This is a genomic window from Planktotalea sp. (assembly GCF_018607995.1).
In the GTDB taxonomy this organism is placed as follows: Bacteria; Pseudomonadota; Alphaproteobacteria; order Rhodobacterales; family Rhodobacteraceae; genus Planktotalea.
Genome location: NZ_JABBAL010000023.1, coordinates 1 through 20,263, shown reverse-complemented (window position 1 = coordinate 20,263; position 20,263 = coordinate 1). Strand labels below are relative to the sequence as shown.

At 54.6% G+C, this 20,263-nt stretch carries 18 protein-coding genes and 1 tRNA gene; 16 read left to right on the top strand and 3 right to left on the bottom strand.

Annotation, left to right across the window (positions count from 1 at the left end; translation table 11 throughout):
* The 11 genes from QZ280_RS08660 to QZ280_RS08610 all read left to right on the top strand — a co-directional run bounded on the left by QZ280_RS08660 (position 1) and on the right by QZ280_RS08610 (position 10,934).
* A complete protein-coding gene (locus QZ280_RS08660; RefSeq protein ID WP_293442694.1) occupies positions 1-1,419 on the top strand; it encodes an FAD-dependent oxidoreductase in 1,419 nt (472 codons plus the stop codon).
* A 47-nt stretch (positions 1,420-1,466) separates the two neighbouring features.
* Complete coding sequence (locus QZ280_RS08655) at positions 1,467-2,852, top strand: HAMP domain-containing sensor histidine kinase (protein WP_293442691.1); 1,386 nt, start codon at positions 1,467-1,469, stop codon at positions 2,850-2,852.
* Between the two features lie 68 nt (positions 2,853-2,920).
* Positions 2,921-2,997: transfer RNA gene (locus tag QZ280_RS08650), tRNA-Arg, on the top strand.
* A gap of 160 nt (positions 2,998-3,157) precedes the next feature.
* The gene (locus QZ280_RS08645) at positions 3,158-6,037 is read left to right on the top strand and encodes a monovalent cation/H+ antiporter subunit A (protein WP_293442688.1); all 2,880 of its coding nucleotides are present in this window, start codon (positions 3,158-3,160) and stop codon (positions 6,035-6,037) included.
* Positions 6,037-6,405, top strand: coding sequence for a Na+/H+ antiporter subunit C (locus tag QZ280_RS08640; protein ID WP_293442685.1), 369 nt, complete (start codon positions 6,037-6,039; stop codon positions 6,403-6,405). The genes QZ280_RS08645 and QZ280_RS08640 overlap by 1 nt, the downstream gene beginning before the upstream one ends.
* A complete protein-coding gene (locus QZ280_RS08635; protein ID WP_293442682.1) occupies positions 6,402-7,946 on the top strand; it encodes a monovalent cation/H+ antiporter subunit D in 1,545 nt (514 codons plus the stop codon). Before QZ280_RS08640 ends, QZ280_RS08635 begins: the two co-directional genes overlap by 4 nt.
* Position 7,947: 1 nt before the next feature.
* Positions 7,948-8,448 (top strand): Na+/H+ antiporter subunit E, encoded by a 501-nt coding sequence (locus QZ280_RS08630; protein ID WP_293442679.1) that lies wholly within the window; start codon positions 7,948-7,950, stop codon positions 8,446-8,448.
* Positions 8,445-8,732 carry a K+/H+ antiporter subunit F gene (locus QZ280_RS08625; RefSeq protein WP_293442676.1) on the top strand — a complete coding sequence of 96 codons (288 nt, stop codon included), beginning with the start codon at positions 8,445-8,447 and terminating at the stop codon, positions 8,730-8,732. The genes QZ280_RS08630 and QZ280_RS08625 overlap by 4 nt, the downstream gene beginning before the upstream one ends.
* Positions 8,729-9,094 (top strand): monovalent cation/H(+) antiporter subunit G, encoded by a 366-nt coding sequence (locus QZ280_RS08620; protein ID WP_293442673.1) that lies wholly within the window; start codon positions 8,729-8,731, stop codon positions 9,092-9,094. The genes QZ280_RS08625 and QZ280_RS08620 overlap by 4 nt, the downstream gene beginning before the upstream one ends.
* Before the next feature lie 60 nt (positions 9,095-9,154).
* On the top strand, positions 9,155-9,598 hold the full coding sequence (rpiB, locus tag QZ280_RS08615) for a ribose 5-phosphate isomerase B (RefSeq protein ID WP_293442671.1): 444 nt from the start codon (positions 9,155-9,157) through the stop codon (positions 9,596-9,598).
* Positions 9,599-9,608: 10 nt separating this feature from the next.
* Positions 9,609-10,934, top strand: a complete 1,326-nt coding sequence (locus tag QZ280_RS08610; protein WP_293442668.1) for a cytochrome c peroxidase — start codon at positions 9,609-9,611, stop codon at positions 10,932-10,934.
* Here QZ280_RS08610 and QZ280_RS08605 read toward each other — a convergent pair.
* Complete coding sequence (locus tag QZ280_RS08605; RefSeq protein ID WP_293443728.1) at positions 10,931-12,412, bottom strand: CRTAC1 family protein; 1,482 nt, start codon at positions 12,410-12,412, stop codon at positions 10,931-10,933. The genes QZ280_RS08610 and QZ280_RS08605 overlap by 4 nt on opposite strands.
* A gap of 17 nt (positions 12,413-12,429) precedes the next feature.
* Positions 12,430-13,686: an ROK family protein gene (locus tag QZ280_RS08600; protein ID WP_293442665.1), complete on the bottom strand. Its 1,257-nt coding sequence runs from the start codon at positions 13,684-13,686 to the stop codon at positions 12,430-12,432.
* 205 nt (positions 13,687-13,891) lie between these two features.
* Here QZ280_RS08600 and QZ280_RS08595 point away from each other — a divergent pair, with 205 nt between their 5' ends.
* The 5 genes from QZ280_RS08595 to xylA all read left to right on the top strand — a co-directional run bounded on the left by QZ280_RS08595 (position 13,892) and on the right by xylA (position 19,880).
* A complete protein-coding gene (locus QZ280_RS08595; RefSeq protein ID WP_293442663.1) occupies positions 13,892-14,920 on the top strand; it encodes a substrate-binding domain-containing protein in 1,029 nt (342 codons plus the stop codon).
* A gap of 148 nt (positions 14,921-15,068) precedes the next feature.
* Complete coding sequence (locus QZ280_RS08590; protein WP_293442660.1) at positions 15,069-16,391, top strand: sugar ABC transporter permease; 1,323 nt, start codon at positions 15,069-15,071, stop codon at positions 16,389-16,391.
* Positions 16,388-17,140, top strand: coding sequence for an ATP-binding cassette domain-containing protein (locus tag QZ280_RS08585; protein WP_293442657.1), 753 nt, complete (start codon positions 16,388-16,390; stop codon positions 17,138-17,140). The genes QZ280_RS08590 and QZ280_RS08585 overlap by 4 nt, the downstream gene beginning before the upstream one ends.
* Positions 17,141-18,577, top strand: coding sequence for a xylulokinase (xylB, locus tag QZ280_RS08580; protein WP_293442654.1), 1,437 nt, complete (start codon positions 17,141-17,143; stop codon positions 18,575-18,577).
* A 1-nt stretch (position 18,578) separates the two neighbouring features.
* Positions 18,579-19,880, top strand: a complete 1,302-nt coding sequence (gene xylA / locus QZ280_RS08575) for a xylose isomerase (RefSeq protein ID WP_293442651.1) — start codon at positions 18,579-18,581, stop codon at positions 19,878-19,880.
* Here the strand turns inward: xylA and QZ280_RS08570 are convergent.
* The coding region (locus tag QZ280_RS08570; protein ID WP_293442648.1) for a class 1 fructose-bisphosphatase at positions 19,877-20,263 on the bottom strand (387 nt) is incomplete at its 5' end. The two genes, xylA and QZ280_RS08570, sit on opposite strands and share 4 nt — an antisense overlap.

Here is a 20,263-nt window from a genome sequence, read left to right as displayed (position 1 = left end):
ATGGAAACGATCAAAACAGATATTCTGGTGATTGGCGCAGGCTCTGGTGGTCTGTCCGTTGCGGCAGGTGCAGTTCAAATGGGCGCAAGCGTGGTTCTGCTTGAGGGTCACAAGATGGGGGGCGATTGCTTGAACTTCGGTTGTGTCCCGTCCAAAGCGCTGATCGCCTCGGGCAAAGCATCCTACGGACAAGCGCATGCCTCCGCTTACGGTGTCGCGGATGTGACGCCAAAGGTGGATTACGCGGCTGCTAAGGATCACGTGGCAAGTGTCATCGCGCAGATCGAACCTATGGACAGCCAAGAGCGTTTTGAAGGCTTGGGCGTGCGGGTGATCCGTGAGTACGGCAAGTTCGTCTCACCGACTGAGGTTGAAGCGGGCGAATACCGCATCGAAGCGCGTCGTGTTGTGATTTCCACAGGCTCTTCGCCATTCGTGCCGCCCATTCCAGGTCTGGAGAGCGTGCCTTACGAGACGAATGAGACCTTATTCGAGTTGCGCGAACAGCCAGAGCATTTGCTGGTTATCGGCGGTGGCCCAATCGGTATGGAAATGGCGCAAGCGCATTTGCGGATGGGCTCTAAAGTGACCGTCATTGAAGGCGCGAAAGCGCTGGGCAAAGATGATACTGAGATGGTGGGGATTGTGCTCGATAACCTGCGTTCTGAGGGGCTTGTCATCGAAGAAGACGCCCTAGCCGGTGAGATCAAAGGCACGGCAGGTGCGATTGAAGTGCACGCTAAGGACGGCCGCGTGTTCAAGGGTACGCATCTGTTGATGGCCGTTGGGCGCAAGCCCAATATGGACAAGCTGAACTTAGAGGCCGCTGGCATTGAGACGCATCGCACAGGCATTGTTGTTGATGACAGTTTGAAGACGACGAACAAAAAGGTCTACGCGATTGGCGATGTGGCGGGTGGTCTGCAATTTACCCATGTGGCAGGTTATCAGGCCGGTGTGATTATTCGCTCCGCTCTGTTTGGATTGCCAGCCAAGCAAAGCACCAAACATATTCCTTGGGCGACTTATACGGACCCTGAATTGTCCCAAATTGGTTTGACTGAGGCACAAGCGCGCGAGGAACATGTTGATAAGCTGGAAGTCGTGCGTTTCGACATTCATCACAACGACCGTTTGATCGCAGAGCGCAAGGCCTCTGGATTGATTAAAGTGATGGTTGTGAAGGGCCGCCCTGTGGGTGTCTCGATTGCTGGGCCGCAAGCGGGTGAGTTGATAGGCATGTGGTCGCTTGCGATTGCGAACAAGCTCAAAATGAGCCAAATTTCGGCAATGGTTGCGCCTTATCCATCTGTGTTTGACGTGAACAAGCGCGCGGTGGGGGCCTATTTCATACCGCGTCTGTTTGAGAATGACACGGTCAAGAAAGTGGTGCGCCTTGTGCAGCGTTGGCTGCCATGATTGGGTGAGTGCGTGAGTTGCAAGTGCAAGATGAAGCGAGTGGTTGAATGTTGAACTCACTATCTGGGCGATTTTTGATCCTGACCACCGTGTTTGTGATGTTGGCGGAGATGTTGATCTTCTTCCCTTCCGTGGCTCGGTTTCGTGAAGATTTTCTATTGTCCCGATTGGAGCGCTCACAGATTGCATCCCTCGCGCTCTTGGCTGACGACATGATTGATGCGGATTTGGAGGAAGAGCTACTTCTGAATGCGGAAGTCTATAACGTTGTTCTACGTCGCGATGCGGTCCGGCAATTAGTTCTAACCTCGCCCATGCCGCGCCCGATCGACGATACGTTTGATCTGCGTGATCCGAGGGCCATGGTCTTGATCAAGGATGCGGTGGCGCGTTTGCTAAGCGCGGAGCCTCAGGTCATCCGCATCATTGGCGCGCCTGTGCGCGAAGCGGGGCTGCTCATCGAAGTCACCATGCCTACGGAAAGTTTGCGCGCCGCGATGCTAGATTACGGGTTGCGCATTCTTGTGCTGTCTGCGGTCATCTCGATCTTCACGGCTGGCTTATTATTTCTTGCGGTGCGCTTTTTGCTTGTGCGCCCCATTCGCGGTGTTGTGGACCACATGCAGCGATACGCGGTGGCCCCTGAAGATGCGCGCCAGATCATTGAACCAAGCGCTGGTGTGACGGAGTTGCGCGAGGCCGAGGATGCTTTGCAATCGATGCAGATAGAATTGACTCAAGCATTGAAGCAGAAAGAGCGGCTTGCGCAACTAGGTGGGGCAGTCGCGCGAGTTAGCCATGACCTGCGAAATATTCTGACCTCTGCGCAACTGTTCACAGACCGCATCGAGATGAGCGAAGATCCCGTCGTTCAGCGCATGGCGCCGAAGCTGGTGAATTCGATCACGCGTGCGGTTAATCTTTGTGAGACGACTTTGGCTTTTGGAAAAGCGGAGGAACCCGCGCCGCGTCTTTCCCGTTTTCCGTTAAGTGAAATAGTCAACGATGTCATCGCGTCGGAGAGGCTGGCCGTTGGGAAACATGATCTAAGCTTTGCCGAAGACGTGCCGGCTGGGCTTTCCATTCGCGCAGATCTTGAGCAACTGTACCGCGTCATATCCAATCTTGTGCGCAATGCGCGGCAAGCGATTATCACAACGGGAAAGTCGGGTGAAATCTCGGTGTGCGCGGATGAAAGCGATCAAGAATGGCTCATTCGTGTGCATGACACAGGTCCTGGTTTGCCCAAAAAAGCGCTCGCGCATTTGTTCACCCCGTTTCAAGGTGGCGCGCGCAAAGGGGGGACCGGATTGGGTCTTGCTATTGCGGCGGAACTTATCCGTGGGCATGGGGGAGTGCTGGAATTAACGCACTCCACAGAGGCTGGGACCTGCTTTGAGATACGCTTGCCCAAAGGCGATGTCGCTGTTTGAATATTCGCGTAAGTCTGGTACTTTTTGCGCTTGCAACGCTTTCGCACCTCGTCTAATCAGCGCTTAACGGACCGATAGCTCAGCTGGATAGAGTACCTGACTACGAATCAGGGGGTCGGGGGTTCGAATCCTCCTCGGTCCGCCATTTCTTACAATTTATGCATTTCAAGCCTACATTTTGCAGGCTGGGCAGATGTGCAGTTTACAGGACCAGGTTTTCTTTGACATTCTAACCGCTTGCCCTTGCGCTTTTGAGGATTCGACGCACATTAGACGAAATCAAAATCTTCGAACTAGGAGTCCGCGTGTCCCTCTTCTTTATCGTCGCTTTGCCATTCTTTGGTGCACTTTTGCCAGGTTTGATGAATTCCGCTGGTCGGGCCGCGACGGCCGGTGTCACATTTACTGTCACCTTAGCCGCATTCGTGGGCCTTTTGACCAACCTGCCAAGTGTTATCGCGGGTGAGGTCGTCATGGCGCGTGTCGATTGGATGCCGCTTTTGGGGCTGAATTTCACGCTCATGCTCGACGCGCTTGGCTTCTTCTTTGCGCTTTTGATCCTGGGCATCGGACTTTTGATTATTGCCTATGCGCGCCACTACCTAAGCCGTGACGATAATATGGGGCAGTTCTTTACCTATTTGTTGCTATTCCAAGGTGCGATGGTGGGCATTGTCCTTAGCGATAACATTCTGCTTTTGCTGGTCTTTTGGGAACTAACTTCGCTGTCGTCCTTCTTGCTGATCGGCTATTGGAAGCATCTACCGGAGGGTCGTCAGGGCGCGCGGATGGCGTTGACTGTGACGGGCATGGGCGGGCTCGCGATGATTGGTGGAATGCTGATGCTGGGCCAGGTTGCAGGTAGCTATGATCTTAGCGTGATCTTGCAAAATCGTGATCTGATCCAAGCGGATCCGCTCTATGTTCCTGTGCTCATTCTCATTCTGTTTGGTTGCTTTACGAAGTCTGCACAATTCCCATTCCATTTTTGGCTACCACACGCGATGGCGGCACCGACGCCAGTTTCCGCCTATCTGCACTCGGCCACGATGGTAAAGGCGGGTATCTTCTTGATGGCGCGGATGTGGCCTGCGCTTTCGGGCACGCCGGAGTGGTTCATGATCGTCACGACTGCTAGCTTGGTCACGATGGTTTTGGGTGCAGTGATCGCGCTGTTCAAGCATGATATAAAGGCGCTTTTGGCCTTTTCCACGGTCAGTCATTTGGGGCTGATCACGATGCTTTTGGGCACGGGTACCGCGTTCGGCGTAATGGCGGCTATGTTCCACATTTTAAACCATGCGACGTTCAAGGCAGCCTTGTTCATGTCCGCGGGGATCATCGATCACGAGGCGCATACGCGCGACATTCGTCTGCTTGGAGGTTTGCGCAAACTGATGCCTTTGACCTTTTTTATTGCGACATTGGCGGCGCTGTCTATGGCGGGTATCCCGCTGCTTAACGGTTTCTTGTCGAAAGAAATGATGCTTGAAGAAGCGAACCACACGGTTCTTTTCAACATGCCCTGGTTAGTGCCTGTGTTGGCGACTGTCGGGTCGCTGTTTTCTGCGGCCTATTGCTTCCGCTTGATCGGGCACGTCTTCCTTGGACCTGTGCGGGACGACTATCCAGCAAAGCCGCATGACCCGAATGCGGGTCTTTGGCTGCCGCCTGCGATTTTGGTTGTGTTGGTCGTCGTGATTGGTACCGCACCGTTCCTTGCGGAGCCTTTTGTGAAAATGGTAACCGCCTCCGTTTTGGGCGACACCGCGAGCGTGCCGAAGGCGCATTTCAAGATTTGGCACGGGCTTGTACCCGCCCTGTTCATGTCCATCGCGGCGGTTGTTGGTGGCTTGTTGATGCTATCCATTTTCAAGCCAGCCTTGCGCCTTTGGGACGCCACGCCGCGCCCCGAAGCAAAGCCCATCTTTGAAGCGATTGTGGAAAGCGCGGTCAGCTTGGCGCGTGCCGTGATCCTGCCGCTGCACAATGGTGCATTTTCGCGCTACGCGGCGATTGGATCGATCACAATTGTCGCTGCAGGGTATCATGCGTGGAGCACGGGTGCGATCAGTGCGCCGACCTATGAAATGCAACCCGCGGGCATTGTTCCCTTCGCAGGTTGGTTGATGTTGGTGGCCGCGACATTTGGCATGGTGATGATGCATCGCAACCGGCTTCTGTCACTCATTCTGATTGGTATAGTGGGCCTGATGGTCTCGCTCGGGTTTGTCTATTTCAGTGCGCCAGACTTGGCGATGACACAGTTCACCGTCGAAGTCGTAACTATCATCTTGTTGCTTTTGGCGCTCAATTTTTTGCCTAACAAGACGCCTATCGAGAGCAGTGTCTTGCGGCGCGTGCGCGACACGGGTGTGGCGATTATCGGCGGTATTGCAGCCTTTGGGTTGTCGTATCACTATATGCTGCGCGACGCTGTAAGCGCGCCGATCTCTGAATTCCACCTCGCCAATTCCTACAAAGGTGGCGGCGGCACGAACGTGGTCAACGTGATCCTCGTTGATTTCCGTGGCTTTGATACCTACGGCGAAATTATCGTGTTGAGTATTGCTGCATTGTTGATTTTTGCTTTGACTGAGACATTGCTGGGTGGACCCGTGCGGGCGCGTTTGGTGAACCGTAAACCTGATCAATTAAGAGCAGGCAACACGCACCCAATGATGATGGTTGTTCTGACACGTGGTATTATGCCTGTGGTTCTGATGGTCGGTTTCTACATCTTCCTGCGCGGACATAACGAGCCCGGTGGTGGGTTCATTGCGGGTCTTATCGTGTCCATCGCCGTCGTAATGCAATATATGGCGAGCGGATTTGGCTGGGCCTCTGCGCGTCTGCGCTACCCGTATCACGGGGTAATAGGTGCGGGTGTCTTGATCGCGGGTCTGACCGGTATTGGGTCGTGGTTTGTTGGCAAACCTTTCCTCACATCGGATTTCACCTACGTGCGCATTCCGCCGTTTGAGAAGTTCGAACTGGCAACGGCAGCCCTGTTCGACTTGGGTGTATTCCTTGCAGTCGTTGGTGCTGTGATGTTGTCGCTTGAAAGTTTCTCGCGCATCGCGCGACAGGCGGGGCCCGATAATAGCGAACATGCAATGGATATTGATCCATCCCGCGATGACCCGGCGCGTGCGCTGGATGCGTCAGCGAAGGAGGCCGTGTAATGGAACTACTCGTAGCATCCGCAATTGGCGTCCTTACGGCGGGGGGTATTTATCTGACCTTACGCCTGCGCACCTTCCCAGTGATTTTGGGTATCTCGCTATTGACCTATGCGGTGAATGTCTTTTTGTTCACATCCGGCCGCTTGACCATCGGCGCACCTCCGATCCTCCAAGACGGGATTGATGCCTATGCAGACCCGCTGCCACAGGCCTTGGTTCTGACAGCAATCGTGATTTCATTTGGCATGACCGCGGTGGTGGTGATGATCGGCCTAGGCGCGTTCCTTGGATCTGATGATGATCATGTTGATGATCTGCCTGGAGAGCGCTCACAAACAGATGAGAGTGCATCGGAGGGCACATCATGACCCATTGGATCGTCGCTCCAATTATTCTGCCCGCATTGGTCGCGCCTTTTATCGTGCTGGCCGCGCGCTATCACATTGGCATTCAGCGCGTATTGTCTGTTGCGGGCGTTGTCGCTTTGATCGCTGTCGCTGCAAGCCTTGCTTGGCAGGCCGCTGACAGTACGACTACGCTGTATCAGATGGGTGATTGGGCCGCACCGTTCGGCATCGTGCTGGTCGCGGATCGCCTGTCGACGATGATGGTTTTGTTGACCTCTGTGCTGGCTTTGTTTGTTTTGCTCTATGCTATTGGATCAGGTTGGGACGATCGGGGGCGGCATTTCCATGCGCTGTTCCAGTTCCAGCTAATGGGCATTATGGGCGCTTTCCTGACAGGCGATTTGTTCAACCTTTTCGTCTTTTTCGAAGTCCTGCTGATCGCGTCATACGGATTGATGATCCATGCGGGCGGCAATGCGCGGCTGAAGGCGGGCGTGCAATATGTGCTCTTCAACCTCATTGGATCGACCTTGTTCCTCTTCGCGCTTGGCTCTCTCTATGCTGAGACTGGTACGCTGAACATGGCGGACCTGGCACAGCGCGTGGCATTGATCGGGCCTGAAGAAACGGTTGGCATCCGTGTCGCGGCAGTTCTTCTGTTGCTGGTCTTTGCCATCAAAGCAGCTCTTGTGCCACTGCATTTCTGGCTGCCGTCCAGCTATTCGGAGGCACCCGCACCGGTCGCCGCCCTCTTTGCGATTATGACCAAAGTTGGTGCCTATGCCATCATTCGTGTTTACACGATGGTCTTCCCACCAGAGTTGGAATCTACAGCAGGCCTGTTCGATGTCTGGCTTTTGCCGGCGGCTCTGGTGTCGCTTGCGCTTGGGATAATGGGCGTGTTGGCCGCGAAGAAGTTGGATCGTTTGGTTGCGTTCTCCGTTATCGGATCAATGGGCATGGTGATGATTTCGATCTCCCTGTTCACGCCGGAAGGGATCGCGGCTGCCCTCTACTATATTGTGCACTCGACCTTGGCGGGGGCTGCGCTGTTCTTGATCTCGGATCTTGTCCGAACTGGTCGCGCCAATCTTGACCTGACACCGCAACCCGTTATTGCGGGCAATGCGTTGACAGCAGGTTTGTATTTTGCGGCGGCCATTGCAATGGCAGGCCTACCGCCTTTTTCAGGATTTCTTGGCAAATTACTGGTGTTGGACGCCGCCTATGACAGTGCATTGATGATCTGGATTTGGGCGATTGTGTTGTCTTCTGGCTTGATCAGCATTCTTGGGTTTGCGCGCGCGGGCAGCATTCTGTTCTGGAAAGCGCATAGTGTTGAAACTGATGAAGACAGGGGCTTGGGCGTGCGACCTGCTGCTTTGTCGTATGCGGCTGTTGGTGGTCTCATCACGCTCTTAGCGGCGCATACGATTTTTGCGGGGCAGGTCCACGGCTACACCACGAAAATGGCTGCTCAGCTCTTTTCGCCGGAGCCTTATATTTCCCAAGTTCTTGAGACACCTGGCAAGCTGAGCAAGCCACAAGAGGGGGATCACTAAGATGACACGCGCTTATAATTGGCTTGTCCCACACCCGTTTCTAACGCTTTTGCTAACTTTCGTTTGGGTGCTTTTGCAGAACGAATTCTCTGCGGGCATGGCTGTGTTCGGCCTGATCCTTGGTATTGTCATTCCGCGTATGACTGCAATCTGGTGGCCTGATCGCCCTCAGGGCTTTCGCCTTGGCAAAATGCTCAGCTATTGCGTTCTGGTGATGTGGGACATTGTTGTTGCGAACATCCAAGTGGCTTGGATCGTGCTGACAGTTCCTAACTCCAAACTGAAACCAGCATGGATAGTGATCCCGCTTGATCTGGTGCAACCCGAAGCAATCACGATGCTCGCGGGCACCATTACGCTGACGCCCGGCACTGTGTCGGCGGATTTGTCAGATCAGGGTCATAGCCTCCTAGTTCATGTGCTTCACACAGATGATCAGCAATCCGTTGTGGACGAAATCAAGACTCGCTATGAAGACCGCCTAAAGGAGATTTTCCAATGAGCGCTGCAACAGAGCTGATGAACTTCGCGATCATCGTCGCGTTTGTAACGTTGGGATTTGGCCAGATCCTGTCCATGGTGCGCTTGGCGCTCGGCCCAACTTCGGGCGATCGCATTTTGGCGTTGGATACGATGGTGATAAATGCGCTGGGCTTAGTAGTGATGCTGGGCATTTATCAAGGCGCGCAGATCTATTTTGAGGTTTCTTTGATGATCGCCATGCTTGGATTTGTGTCAACGGTCGCGCTGGCGCGCTTTATGCTACGGGGGGATATCATCGAATGAGCATGGAGATTTTGGGAACCTACGCTGTCGCCATTTTCCTGTTGATCGGGTCCGGATTTGCCGCTGTTGCGGTGATTGGCCTGTTGAAATTTAACGATCCGATGACGCGCCTTCATGCGCCGACGAAAGTTGGGACCATCGGCATTGGCGCGCTTTTGCTGGCCTCTATTGGGCACTCGATGTTGCTTGGTGAAACCTCGATGCATGAATTGCTGATCATGGGCTTTCTCTTTGTGACAGCCCCGATTTCTGCCAATTTCATCGCAAAGGTCAATATTCATCTCGGCGTGTGCGAAACTCCTCCAGCGCCGCAACGAGATGTTACATGGGCAACGTTGAAACGGCCCGAAGAAGACATTTAAACACCCAAAGATTTGAGCGCTGACTAAGTCCGCGTCTTTTTGAACATAGGACGGCCAATCATGACGAACCCGAAACGCATCGTTCTCTCCAGTGATCATTCTGCGATAGAGCTACGCCAAACGATTGCTCAACATATTGTAGAGCAAGGCTGGGACGTGCTCGACATCGGTCCGACCACCACCGAAAGCACGCATTATCCGACCCACGGACAAGCCGCGGCAGAACGTGTGGTGTCGGGCGAGTGTGCCTTGGGCATCATCCTATGTGGCACGGGGCAAGGCATCATGATGGCCGCGAACAAGGTCAAAGGTATCCGCTGTGGCGTGTGTTCCGATACGTTTTCTGCGCAGATGATCCGAGCGCATAATGACGCGAATATTCTCTCCTTGGGTGCACGTGTCTTGGGGGCAGGCCTCGCGCTGGAGATTGTTGACGCTTTCCTCTCCACAGAGTTTGAGGGTGGCCGACACGCAACTCGCGTCGACATGATCGAGCCTGCGTAAAGGCATCGCGATGAAAGCCTTGGTCCTATTCGCGATAGCCGCCTTTTCAGCGTTCCCTGCTATTGCGCAAGATCTGCCGCAGCCCTTGCAAGATAACGATTTCATTGCAGTGAACTTGGACGAGGCAAAGCTCGGGCAATTGCTGTTTTACGACCCGATCTTGTCGGGCAACAAAGAAACCGCCTGCGCGACCTGTCATCATCCAGCGTTTGGCACGTCTGACGGCGTGTCCTTGTCGTTTGGTGATGGTGGTATAGGGCTAGGCCCAAAGCGGATCCCAGACCCAAAAAATATGCCGGAAGAGCGTATTCCGCGAAATTCCCCGGTTTTGTTTAATCTGGGCGCACATGAATTTACGGTACTGTTTCATGATGGTCGCCTTGAAGCTGATCCGTCGACCCCCTCAGGTATTCGCACGCCGATGGGCGATGATATGTTGGCTGGCTTTACCTCGATTCTCTCTGCGCAAACGATGTTTCCCGTGCTCAGCCGTGATGAAATGGCGGGGTCTTTCAAAGAGAACGAGATTGGCCGTCTTATTCGTCAAGGTATCATAACGGGTGAGGGTGGTGCATGGGATGTGCTGTCCATGCGGGTGGCGGAGATTCCTGAATACGTGGATCAATTCCGCGCTCTTTACCCGCATATCACGGACCCTGAGGACATTGCATTCACCGATATTTCTAATGCAATCGCTGCCTTTGTTGCCCATGAATGGCGCTCTGACACTGCGTCCTTTGATGCGCATCTGAGCGGCGAGACCTTGTTCCAAGGTAAGGAACGCGCAGGACTTGAGGTGTTTTATGGAGATGCGGGTTGTGCAAGCTGTCATATGGGCGCGTTCCTGACGGATCACAAGTTTCACGCGATGGGCGCGCCGCAAATTGGCCCGGGAAAATCCGCAACCTTTGAGGATCATCATCGTGATGATGGACGCTTTCGTGTGACGGGGCTTGAGGCGGATCGCTACGCCTTTCGCACGCCGTCCCTGCGTAACATCGCATTGAGTGCGCCTTATGGGCATGCAGGGGCGCACGCGGAGTTGGAAGATTTCATCAGAGCACATGCGGATCCTGTCAAAGGGCTGACGGAGTATGATCGCACGCAAACGGTTTTGCCGGACCATGATAGCGCTGATTTCAAGGTTATGGATGATCCCGAGCAGGTACGTGCAATTTCCGAGGCAGTGTCTCACGCGCGTGTTGCTTTGGAAGAGAGCGAGATCGCCGCACTTGTCGCATTCTTGCAAACGATGACCGATCCCGTCAGCATCGCGGGCCGTTTAGGTGTACCGACGAGTGTGCCCAGTGGCCTAACCGTGCCAAACCCTGACTAGGGTTTCGTGATCACGTGTCGCTGACCCGACTTTAAATATGTTGTCGTTTGTGATCCATCCGGCCAGTCTACAGTGATCCTTGCTTTGTCTGCGGCGCCAAGGCCAAAATGACGGGGCAACATTTGCCCGCCTGCGTGACCACCGCCAATAACATGTTGTATCGACTGTTTTGCCCCGCCAGCCTCCACCGAAATGACCGATCCAATCGCATCGCGATTGGGACCAGGCTGCGCCAACATGATCGCAATCCACTGACCGACACTTTCAGTCACATTGCGGTAAAGCTCTAGCGGGGCGCGCCTGTTGGAGACCACAAGATCTAAGCGCCCGTCGAGATCAAAATCTGCAAGTGCAGCCCCACGGGAGCGATCCATACTCGCCACGCCAACGTGGTGCGAGATTTCGGTGAACGTGCCGTCTGCGTTTTGACGCAACAGCGTATTTGGATCGCGCATCGCCATTCCGGGCATCTGGTCCACGTTGCCTTTGGCAATGAAAAGATCGGGCCGCCGGTCATTATCCACATCGCCAAATTCCGCATGCCAGCCCGTGGATGCGCGACCTTCGTCGCCAATGTGGGGGCGTTGAGCATAGGTGCCTTGGCTAAAAGGCGCCGCTTTATACCCGCCACCAGGAATCGCAAATTGCAAAAGCTGGTCACCCATAGAGGTTAGCATGACATCATCAAAACCATCCGCGTTTAGGTCACGACTTGCAATGCCCATGCCCCAGAGGGAGACGTTTCTCCAACCGTCAGCTTCATCAAGAAAGCGTTGATCTTGGATATCCCACATTTGTTCATATCCGCCGGACACATAATAGTGTCGATCATTGGAGATGCGCAGCGTGTCGCGTCCGCGAGAGTCCTTGGCAGCAAGCATCGACAGGGTGCAAAATCCGGGCACCAGGATTTCCGCACTATATCCATCAGGGCCGGGTCGCAGGATGACGTTGTCGTCGCAGGCCTCAAACGGGCCGTCGGGATCATCGCGGTCGACGTAATTGCCGATTGCAAGGGTGGGGCGGTCTTCGTTATTTTCCCACCATGCGGTGAATGCGGTGCTCCATGCGGATGATTGGGGCAAGCCGAATAATGCGCTTGCGTCGGTGAAGGCGCAATCAGGCCCGCCTTTGAGAATGCGGTTCTCACCTGCGCGCAGCACAAACAGATCAAGCCATCCATCCGCGTCCAGATCGATAGGGTAGGCACCTGTCACGCCCAGTAACCCTGGAATGTCGACGGCTTCAAAATTGAACGCCCCGAGGTTGCGCATCAATCGCGCAGGGTTTGCGCCGCCTGCTGCGAAGATGTCGGGATGCTCGTCGTTGTTGCAATCAAAGACCGCGAGACCACCGCCGACGAAATGCTCCCAGCCGCCTGCATAGATGTGCTGAGGAAAGTGCGAAGACAGGTTTTCAAATACTATTTCAGCCTCTGCTGCTTGCAAATTGGCAGGCAAAGCAAAGCCAAGCGCCATGATCGGCAAGACCTTGATCACGTTTGAGTACCCAATCCGCCGATCAGGCGATCTGTCAACGCGACAAGGGCGGGAACCGTTGCGCCGCGGGCCCAAACGACGTCATCCCATGTGTGCGTCTCGATCTGGCAAGGCTGGCGGGAATTGGAAAGGGTGAGTTTCTGCATCTCGGCAAGAACCTCATCCGAATGGAAATAGTCAAACCGCATCCGGTCCCCCGATATGATAATCAGCGGCGGGTCGAACAGTTGCACAACATTGGACAATCCAACCGACAGATAACGCCCCGCGCGGCGAAAGATCGCCTCAGCAGCCTCGTGACCGGATTTGGCTTTCTCAAACAAAAGATCGAGCAGTTCTTCGTTGTCTTTTTGCGTTGTATCCTCGTGATCCAGCGCTGTTCCCGCCTCGCGGGTCAATGCGTAGTCCCCGAGATAGGCTTCCAAACAGCCACGTTGGCCACATCTGCACAGTGCGCCATCAAGTTGCACTTTGGTATGCCCCAGCTCTAAGCCGACACCATGGGTGCCACGATAAAGTCTGTTGTTCAGAACCAACCCCATGCCGACGCCATTTTCAATCGTGACAACCGCAAAGTCGGTTTTGTCACGACCCACACCAAACCAAAGTTCGGCGAGGGTGAGCATATTGGTATCATTGTCGAGAAACAGGGGTGCATTGAATTTCGTCGCGAAGGAAGAGGCGAGATCCACATTGGTGTCCTGCAAAAGGGAGCACCAGCGGATCCGGCCACTCGCTTGATCGACAATGCCAGGAATGCCGACGCCAACCGCTGCGATATCTTGCTCTGACATGTCGGCCGCTTTGATCACGCGATGACAGAGCGCGATGATTTGCTCTATAAGAACGTCTTCGCTGCTGCGTTTGTTTTTTGTGGGCAAGAAGGCAGTGGCCAGTACGTTTCCTGCGAAATCACAGAGCACTGCACTGTGCTGTTTGAATGAAAGCTTGATGCCAATCACGTAGCTCGAGTCGGGCACAACTTCCAAAGCAACTCGCGGGCGGCCGCGCCCGTGTTCGCGATCCGGCTCATCCACCTCGCGCAAGAAACCTGAGGCTATAAGGTCGGCTGTCAGGGTCGTTGTGCTGGCGCCGCTTATGTTCAACTCGCGCGTAATATCAGCCCGTGCAGCGCGCCCAGAGGAACGTACATACTCAAAAACCTGCTGGCGCAGCGCGGGTAAGCGCGCTGAATCGCCTGCAAGGAGCGGCCCGCAACCAGATTTCGTTCTTATGCTGGAGCTATAGTTCACTGAGTAAATTAAAGCCTTTGTTCTGGAGTGGTTGGACGACCCTATACTCCCTAATCTCCAGCGAAAAGCAAACTATTTTGAATAATTCGCAACTCGCATCAGTTTTTTATTTCTCAAATTGAAATTAATCGCTACACCAGATCTACTATTCGAGTCACGTGACTCGCCCTTGGCTGTGGTCGGGGGGTTCTTTGGGAGGAAAACAATGAAGAAGTATATTTTCGCGGCATCCATTGCTGCAGCAAGCTTGGCGTCCGCGGCATTCGCAGACGGCCATAGTGTTACGGTTGGCGTAAGCTGGTCCAACTTTCAGGAAGAGCGTTGGAAAACTGACGAAGCGGCGATCAAAGGTGCTTTGGAAGCGGCTGGCGCGAAGTACATTTCCGCTGACGCGCAGTCCTCTGCGGCTAAGCAGCTGACAGATATCGAAGCACTGATCGCTCAAGGCGCAGATGCTTTGATCATTCTTGCACAAGACAAAGACGCGATCGGACCTGCACTTGATGCGGCTGAGGCGGAAGGCGTGCCAATGATCGGATACGACCGTTTGATCGAAGATCAGCGTACATTCTACCTTACGTTCGACAACAAAGGCGTTGGCCGTATCATCGCACAGTCCGTGACAGCAGTGCAGCCTGACGGCAACTTCGCGATCATCAAAGGCGACAAGGGCGATCCAAACGCGGGTTTCTTGCTAGAAGGCATGATGGAAGTCATCGCAGATGACGTTGCCTCTGGCAAAATCAAGATTGTCGGCGAAGCGTTCACAGACGGTTGGAAGCCAGATAATGCTCAGAAGAACATGGAGCAGATCCTGACAGCCAACAACAACATGGTTGACGCAGTTCTGTCCCAGAACGACGGCATGGCTGGCGGTTCCATCGCAGCTCTAGAAGCACAGGGTCTTGATATCCCTGTTGGTGGTCAAGATGGTGATCATGCGGCTCTGAACCGTGTTGCACGTGGTACGCAGACTGTGTCTGTTTGGAAGAACAGTCGTGATCTCGGCAAGAAAGCTGGCGAAATCGCAGTTGCGCTTGCAGGTGGTGCGGCGATGGCGGACATCGACGGCGCATCCACGTTCAGCGGTGGCGCTAAAGGCATCGAGATGAACGCAATACTTCTGGATCCAACACCTATCACAAAAGACAACATTTCTGCTGTGATTGATGCAGGCCACATCGCAAAAGACAAAGTTTGCGAAGGCGCAATGGACGGTGTCGCGGGCTGCTAAGCTCATGCTAAGTACATTTGTATCGGCGGCCGACGCGTCGCCGATACATCCCAAAACAGTTCCAATTTTCCAAAACGTGTGACTAGATTAACCTGCGGCTTAAACTTTGCCGTTGGATCAAAACACGTACATCTTTGAGGGCGCACTCATGAGCGACACCAACACTGATACCAAGGCCAGCGATGTCAAACGCGAAGGTGCATTCGCAAAGTTCTTGCGAGAAACAGAGGTCGACACACGCCTTCTGGGGATGCTCGCCGCATTGGCGCTGATCTGGATTGGCTTTCACTACTACGGTCTGTTCGTGAACGGCTTTGGCGCCTTCCTCACGCCGCGCAACCTGTGGAACCTTTCGGTTCAAACATCCTCTATCGGAATCATGGCAACTGGCATGGTTCTCGTGATCATCACCCGCCACATTGACCTGTCCGTAGGCTCTATGCTGGGCTTCATCGCGATCATCATGGGCACGGTGCAGGTGAATATCTTGCCGCAGTATCTTGGCCTCGGACACCCGATGATCTGGATCATCGCGATCTTCGCTGGTCTGTTGATGGGCACGCTCCTCGGTGCATTCCAGGGCTGGATGATCGCTTACGGCACCATCCCCGCCTTCATCGTGACCCTTGGCGGTTTGCTGGTCTGGCGGGGTGCTGGATTCCTAGTCGCACGCGGTGAGACGATCGCGCCTGTGGATGCAACCTTCAAACTCCTTGGCGGCGGCCCCTTCGGCGCAATCGGCAACACGGGCAGCTGGATCATCGGCATTCTTGGCTGCATCGCCGTATTGGCTTTGATCATCCTAGGTCGTCGGAAGCGCAAAACCTTCGGCTTACCGCTACGCCCAGTTTGGGCGGAAACATTCCTTGCCGCAATCGGTGCAGGCGCTGTCATTGGTACGACCTTGCTAATGAACGCCTACCCTTGGCCGAAAGGGATCATCAAGAAATACGCCGCCGCTGAAGGCATCGAAGTGCCGCCAGAGGGTATTTTCATCTCGCATGGCTTCGCGATCCCTGTTTTGATCCTGATCGGCGTCACCATTGCTATGACCATCCTGATGACGCGCACCAAGTTTGGTCGCTACGTTTATGCCATCGGTGGCAACCCCGAAGCGGCGGAACTCGCAGGCATCAACACACGCTGGATGACCGTCAAAATCTTCGCGCTCATGGGCTTCCTTACAGGGATCGCATCTGTCGTCGCCTCTGCGCGCCTTGGCTCTGCCACCGCAGCACTTGGCACGTTGGACGAGCTCTACGTCATCGCCGCAGCCGTGATCGGCGGCACGTCCCTAGCAGGCGGTGTCGGCACGATCTACGGTGCAATCCTTGGCGCGATTGTTATGCAAAGCTTGCAGACTGGCATGGTCCTTATCGGCTTTGATGCGGCCATCCAGCAAGTCGTTGTCGGCTCCGTTCTGGTCATCGCCGTCTTCCTTGATATTCTCTACCGGAGGAACTCCAAATGAGTGATACCCCTCTCGTTCAACTCAAAGACATCTCAATTTCTTTTGGCGGCATCAAAGCGGTGGATCATGTTTCCCTCGATCTGCACGCAGGCGAAGTTGTTGGCCTATTGGGTCACAACGGTGCTGGCAAATCCACGCTGATTAAGATCCTTTCGGGGGCGTACAAAAAAGACGGTGGTGAGATCTGGATCGATGGCAAACGCGCCGAGATCAATTCGCCCCGTGATGCGCGCGATCATAACATCGAGACCATTTATCAAACGCTCGCGCTTGCTGACAACCTTGATGCGGCATCGAACCTGTTCTTGGGGCGTGAGCTGACATCGCCTATGGGCTTTGTCGATGATGCGAAGATGGCGGCGGAAACGGCCAAGATCATGGCGCGTCTCAATCCCAATTTCAAAAAGCTGAAAGAGCCTGTGTCCGCCCTCTCCGGTGGTCAACGCCAGTCCGTCGCGATTGCGCGCGCAGTCTATTTCAACGCGAAAATCCTCATCATGGATGAGCCGACAGCGGCGCTGGGTGTGCATGAAACGGAAATGGTCGCGGACCTGATTAAGGAACTAAAAGATCAAGGGCTTGGCATCTTCCTGATCAGTCATGACACGCGCGAAATGATGGATTTGTGTGATCGTGTCTCTGTCATGAAGAATGGTCAGATGGTTGGCACAGAGCGGGTCGAGGATGTTACGGAGGATGACATCCTCTCGATGATCATTTTGGGCAAGAACCCCAAAGCGGCGGCGTAAATGTACATCGGACTTGATCTTGGCACGTCTTCTTTGAAGGCAATCCTTGTGGATGAGGATCAGTGCATTCTTGCGGAACATGCGGTGCCTCTCAGCGTCTCACGTCCGCAGGATGGTTGGTCCGAGCAAGACCCGAGCCAATGGTTCGCCGCCACAGACGTTGCGATGAGGGCGCTTGGTGTTCAGGCTGATCTTTCCGCTGTGCGTGGCATTGGACTTGCAGGTCACATGCACGGCGCAACCTTGCTGGACAAGGCCGACAACGCGCTGCGCCCTTGCATCCTATGGAACGACACGCGCTCTGCGGATGAAGCCCATGCGCTTGATAGTGATCCGCAGTTTCGCAACGTCTCTGGCAATATCGTCTTTGCTGGTTTCACAGCGCCAAAAGTCGTTTGGGTCAAAAATAACGAGCCTGAGATTTTCGCCAAACTTGCCAAAGCCCTGCTTCCCAAAGACTACCTGCGCCTTTTGTTGATCGGCGATCACATCGCAGAAATGTCGGACGCGGCAGGCACCAGCTGGCTGGATGTGGCCAAGCGCGATTGGTCAGATGAACTTCTCAGCGCGAGCTATCTTGATCGCACACACATGCCGCGCCTTGTAGAAGGCTCTGAGAGTTCCGGCATACTGTTAGACACCCTTGCCCAAAATTGGGGTCTCCCCAAGGGGGTTGTCGTGGCTGGTGGAGGTGGCGACAATGCGGCCTCTGCGATCGGGGCTGGTGTTGTAAGCAAAGGCGATGCGTTTGTTTCGCTCGGCACGTCAGGTGTGCTGTTCGCGGCCTCTGATGCGTATCAGCCAGATGCTGCAAGTGCTGTGCATACGTTCTGCCATGCGCTTCCTGACACATGGCACCAAATGGGTGTGATCTTGGCGGCCACCGATGCTTTGCAATGGCTTTCGCGCCTCACGGGGCAAAGCGCCGCTGATCTCACGCGTGACCTTGGCCCACTGCAGGCACCGTCACGCACGCTTTTCCTACCCTATCTTGGTGGTGAGCGCACACCGCACAACAACCCCAGTATGCGCGGTCAATTCCTGCATTTGGATCAAGCCACAGATGCGCGCGAAGCCGCGCGTGCGGTGGTTGAGGGCGTCACATTTGCCTTTGCAGATTGCCACGAGGCTTTGCGCTCTACAGGCACGGTGATCGAGCGCGCACTCGCACTCGGTGGTGGGGCGAAATCAGACTATTGGCTCAGCGCAATTGCGACGACATTGAACCTCCCCTTGATGCTCCCCCAAGCGGGTGATTTCGGAGCGGCTTTAGGGGCTGCACGCCTCGGAATGATGGCGGCATGCGGCGCAGGCACCGAAATCGCCACCTTGCCGCCCATCGAGAAAACCATTCAACCCCAGAGCGCGCTTTCAAACGCGTTCCAAGACACACACGCGCGCTACCGCGCTGCTTACTCCGCTCTAAAGGATCTCTGACATGACGGACTTTTTTAAAGGTATTCCCGCGATCAAATATGAAGGTCGCGAGAGCGATAATGATTTCGCATTCCGTCACTACAACCCCGACGAAGTGGTTATGGGCAAACCAATGAGCGAACATTTGCGTTTCGCTGCCGCTTATTGGCACTCTTTCGCGTGGCCCGGCGGTGATCCTTTCGGTGGCCAAACGTTTGAGCGACCTTGGTTCGGCGACAGCATGGATGATGCGCGTTTAAAAGCGGATGTTGCGTTTGAGATGTTCCAGATATTGGGCGTGCCCTATTTCTGTTTCCACGACGCCGATGTGCGCCCTGAAGGCGCTAGCTTTGCGGCAAGCACGAAGAACCTAGAAGCTATCGTTGATTACTTCGGCGAAAAGATGGACGAGACAGGAATTAAACTGCTTTGGGGCACGGCCAATCTCTTTTCGCACCGTCGCTTTATGTCTGGTGCGGCGACGAACCCCGACCCTGATATTTTTGCGTATTCTGCCGCGACGATAAAAACCTGCATGGATGCCACGATCAAACTGGGGGGCGAAAACTATGTGCTTTGGGGCGGTCGTGAAGGCTATGAAACACTGCTCAACACCGACATGGGACGTGAACGCCAGCAAGCGGGCCGCATGTTACAAATGGCTGTGGACTACAAACACAAGATGGGTTTCAAAGGTGCAATCCTGATCGAACCTAAGCCGCAAGAGCCTACAAAACACCAGTACGACTACGATGTTGCGACGGTTTATGGCTTTCTGAAAGACTTCGGGCTTGAGGACGAAGTGCAAGTGAACATTGAACAAGGCCATGCGATCCTCGCAGGTCATTCGTTCGAGCATGAACTGGCTCTTGCGCGTGAGCTGGGTATCTTTGGCTCAATTGATATGAACCGCAACGACTACCAATCTGGCTGGGACACGGACCAATTCCCGAACAATGTGCCAGAGATGACGCTGGCCTATTACGAAGTGCTGCGCGCTGGTGGGTTCAAAACAGGTGGTACGAATTTCGACGCCAAGCTGCGCCGCCAATCGCTTGATGCAGAGGATCTGATCCTTGCTCATGTTGGCGGCATGGACGCCTGTGCAGCGGGCTTCAAAGCGGCGGCAGCGATGCTGGAAGACGGCAAGTTAGAGGCCGCACGTGATGCGCGTTACGCGGGTTGGGAAAGCAAAGCTGGCAAAGCATTGCTCAGCAGTGATCTAGATGCGATCCATGATGATGTCGTGGCCGCCGGCCTTGATCCGCACCCGCAATCGGGTCGTCAGGAGCGCTTGGAAAACCTTGTGAACCGCTACCTTTAAGCGTTGTCGTGAAAGCCATCAATCCGCGCGACTTCGTCTTTTGATCCCATGATCACAGGCACGCGCTGATGGTGCGATGCTGGTATGACATCCAAGATGCGCTGCGTCCCTGTGGATGCAGCACCGCCGGCCTGTTCCACGACGAAGCCCATTGGGTTGGCTTCATACATCAGGCGCAACTTGCCTCCAGTCGCGCGATTGCCGGCATCTTCGGGGTATAAAAATACACCTCCACGCGTCAAGATACGATGGATGTCAGCCACCATCGACGCGGTCCAGCGCATGTTAGTATTTGCGCTGCGTTCGCCGTCCACGCCTGCAAGGCATTCGTTGAAATAGCTGCGGATCGGTTCGTCCCAGAGGCGATAGCGCGAGGCATTGAT

Excerpts from the sequence above, each read along its gene's own strand:
- QZ280_RS08660 (WP_293442694.1), top strand. The coding sequence starts at position 1 with ATGGAAACGATCAAAACAGATATTCTGGTGATTGGCGCAGGCTCTGGT.
- QZ280_RS08655 (WP_293442691.1), top strand. The coding sequence starts at position 1,467 with ATGTTGAACTCACTATCTGGGCGATTTTTGATCCTGACCACCGTGTTT.
- QZ280_RS08640 (WP_293442685.1), top strand. The coding sequence starts at position 6,037 with ATGGAACTACTCGTAGCATCCGCAATTGGCGTCCTTACGGCGGGGGGT.
- QZ280_RS08635 (WP_293442682.1), top strand. The coding sequence starts at position 6,402 with ATGACCCATTGGATCGTCGCTCCAATTATTCTGCCCGCATTGGTCGCG.
- QZ280_RS08630 (WP_293442679.1), top strand. The coding sequence starts at position 7,948 with ATGACACGCGCTTATAATTGGCTTGTCCCACACCCGTTTCTAACGCTT.
- QZ280_RS08625 (WP_293442676.1), top strand. The coding sequence starts at position 8,445 with ATGAGCGCTGCAACAGAGCTGATGAACTTCGCGATCATCGTCGCGTTT.
- QZ280_RS08620 (WP_293442673.1), top strand. The coding sequence starts at position 8,729 with ATGAGCATGGAGATTTTGGGAACCTACGCTGTCGCCATTTTCCTGTTG.
- rpiB (WP_293442671.1), top strand. The coding sequence starts at position 9,155 with ATGACGAACCCGAAACGCATCGTTCTCTCCAGTGATCATTCTGCGATA.
- QZ280_RS08610 (WP_293442668.1), top strand. The coding sequence starts at position 9,609 with ATGAAAGCCTTGGTCCTATTCGCGATAGCCGCCTTTTCAGCGTTCCCT.
- QZ280_RS08605 (WP_293443728.1), bottom strand. The coding sequence starts at position 12,412 with ATGGCGCTTGGCTTTGCTTTGCCTGCCAATTTGCAAGCAGCAGAGGCT.
- QZ280_RS08595 (WP_293442663.1), top strand. The coding sequence starts at position 13,892 with ATGAAGAAGTATATTTTCGCGGCATCCATTGCTGCAGCAAGCTTGGCG.
- QZ280_RS08590 (WP_293442660.1), top strand. The coding sequence starts at position 15,069 with ATGAGCGACACCAACACTGATACCAAGGCCAGCGATGTCAAACGCGAA.
- QZ280_RS08585 (WP_293442657.1), top strand. The coding sequence starts at position 16,388 with ATGAGTGATACCCCTCTCGTTCAACTCAAAGACATCTCAATTTCTTTT.
- xylB (WP_293442654.1), top strand. The coding sequence starts at position 17,141 with ATGTACATCGGACTTGATCTTGGCACGTCTTCTTTGAAGGCAATCCTT.
- xylA (WP_293442651.1), top strand. The coding sequence starts at position 18,579 with ATGACGGACTTTTTTAAAGGTATTCCCGCGATCAAATATGAAGGTCGC.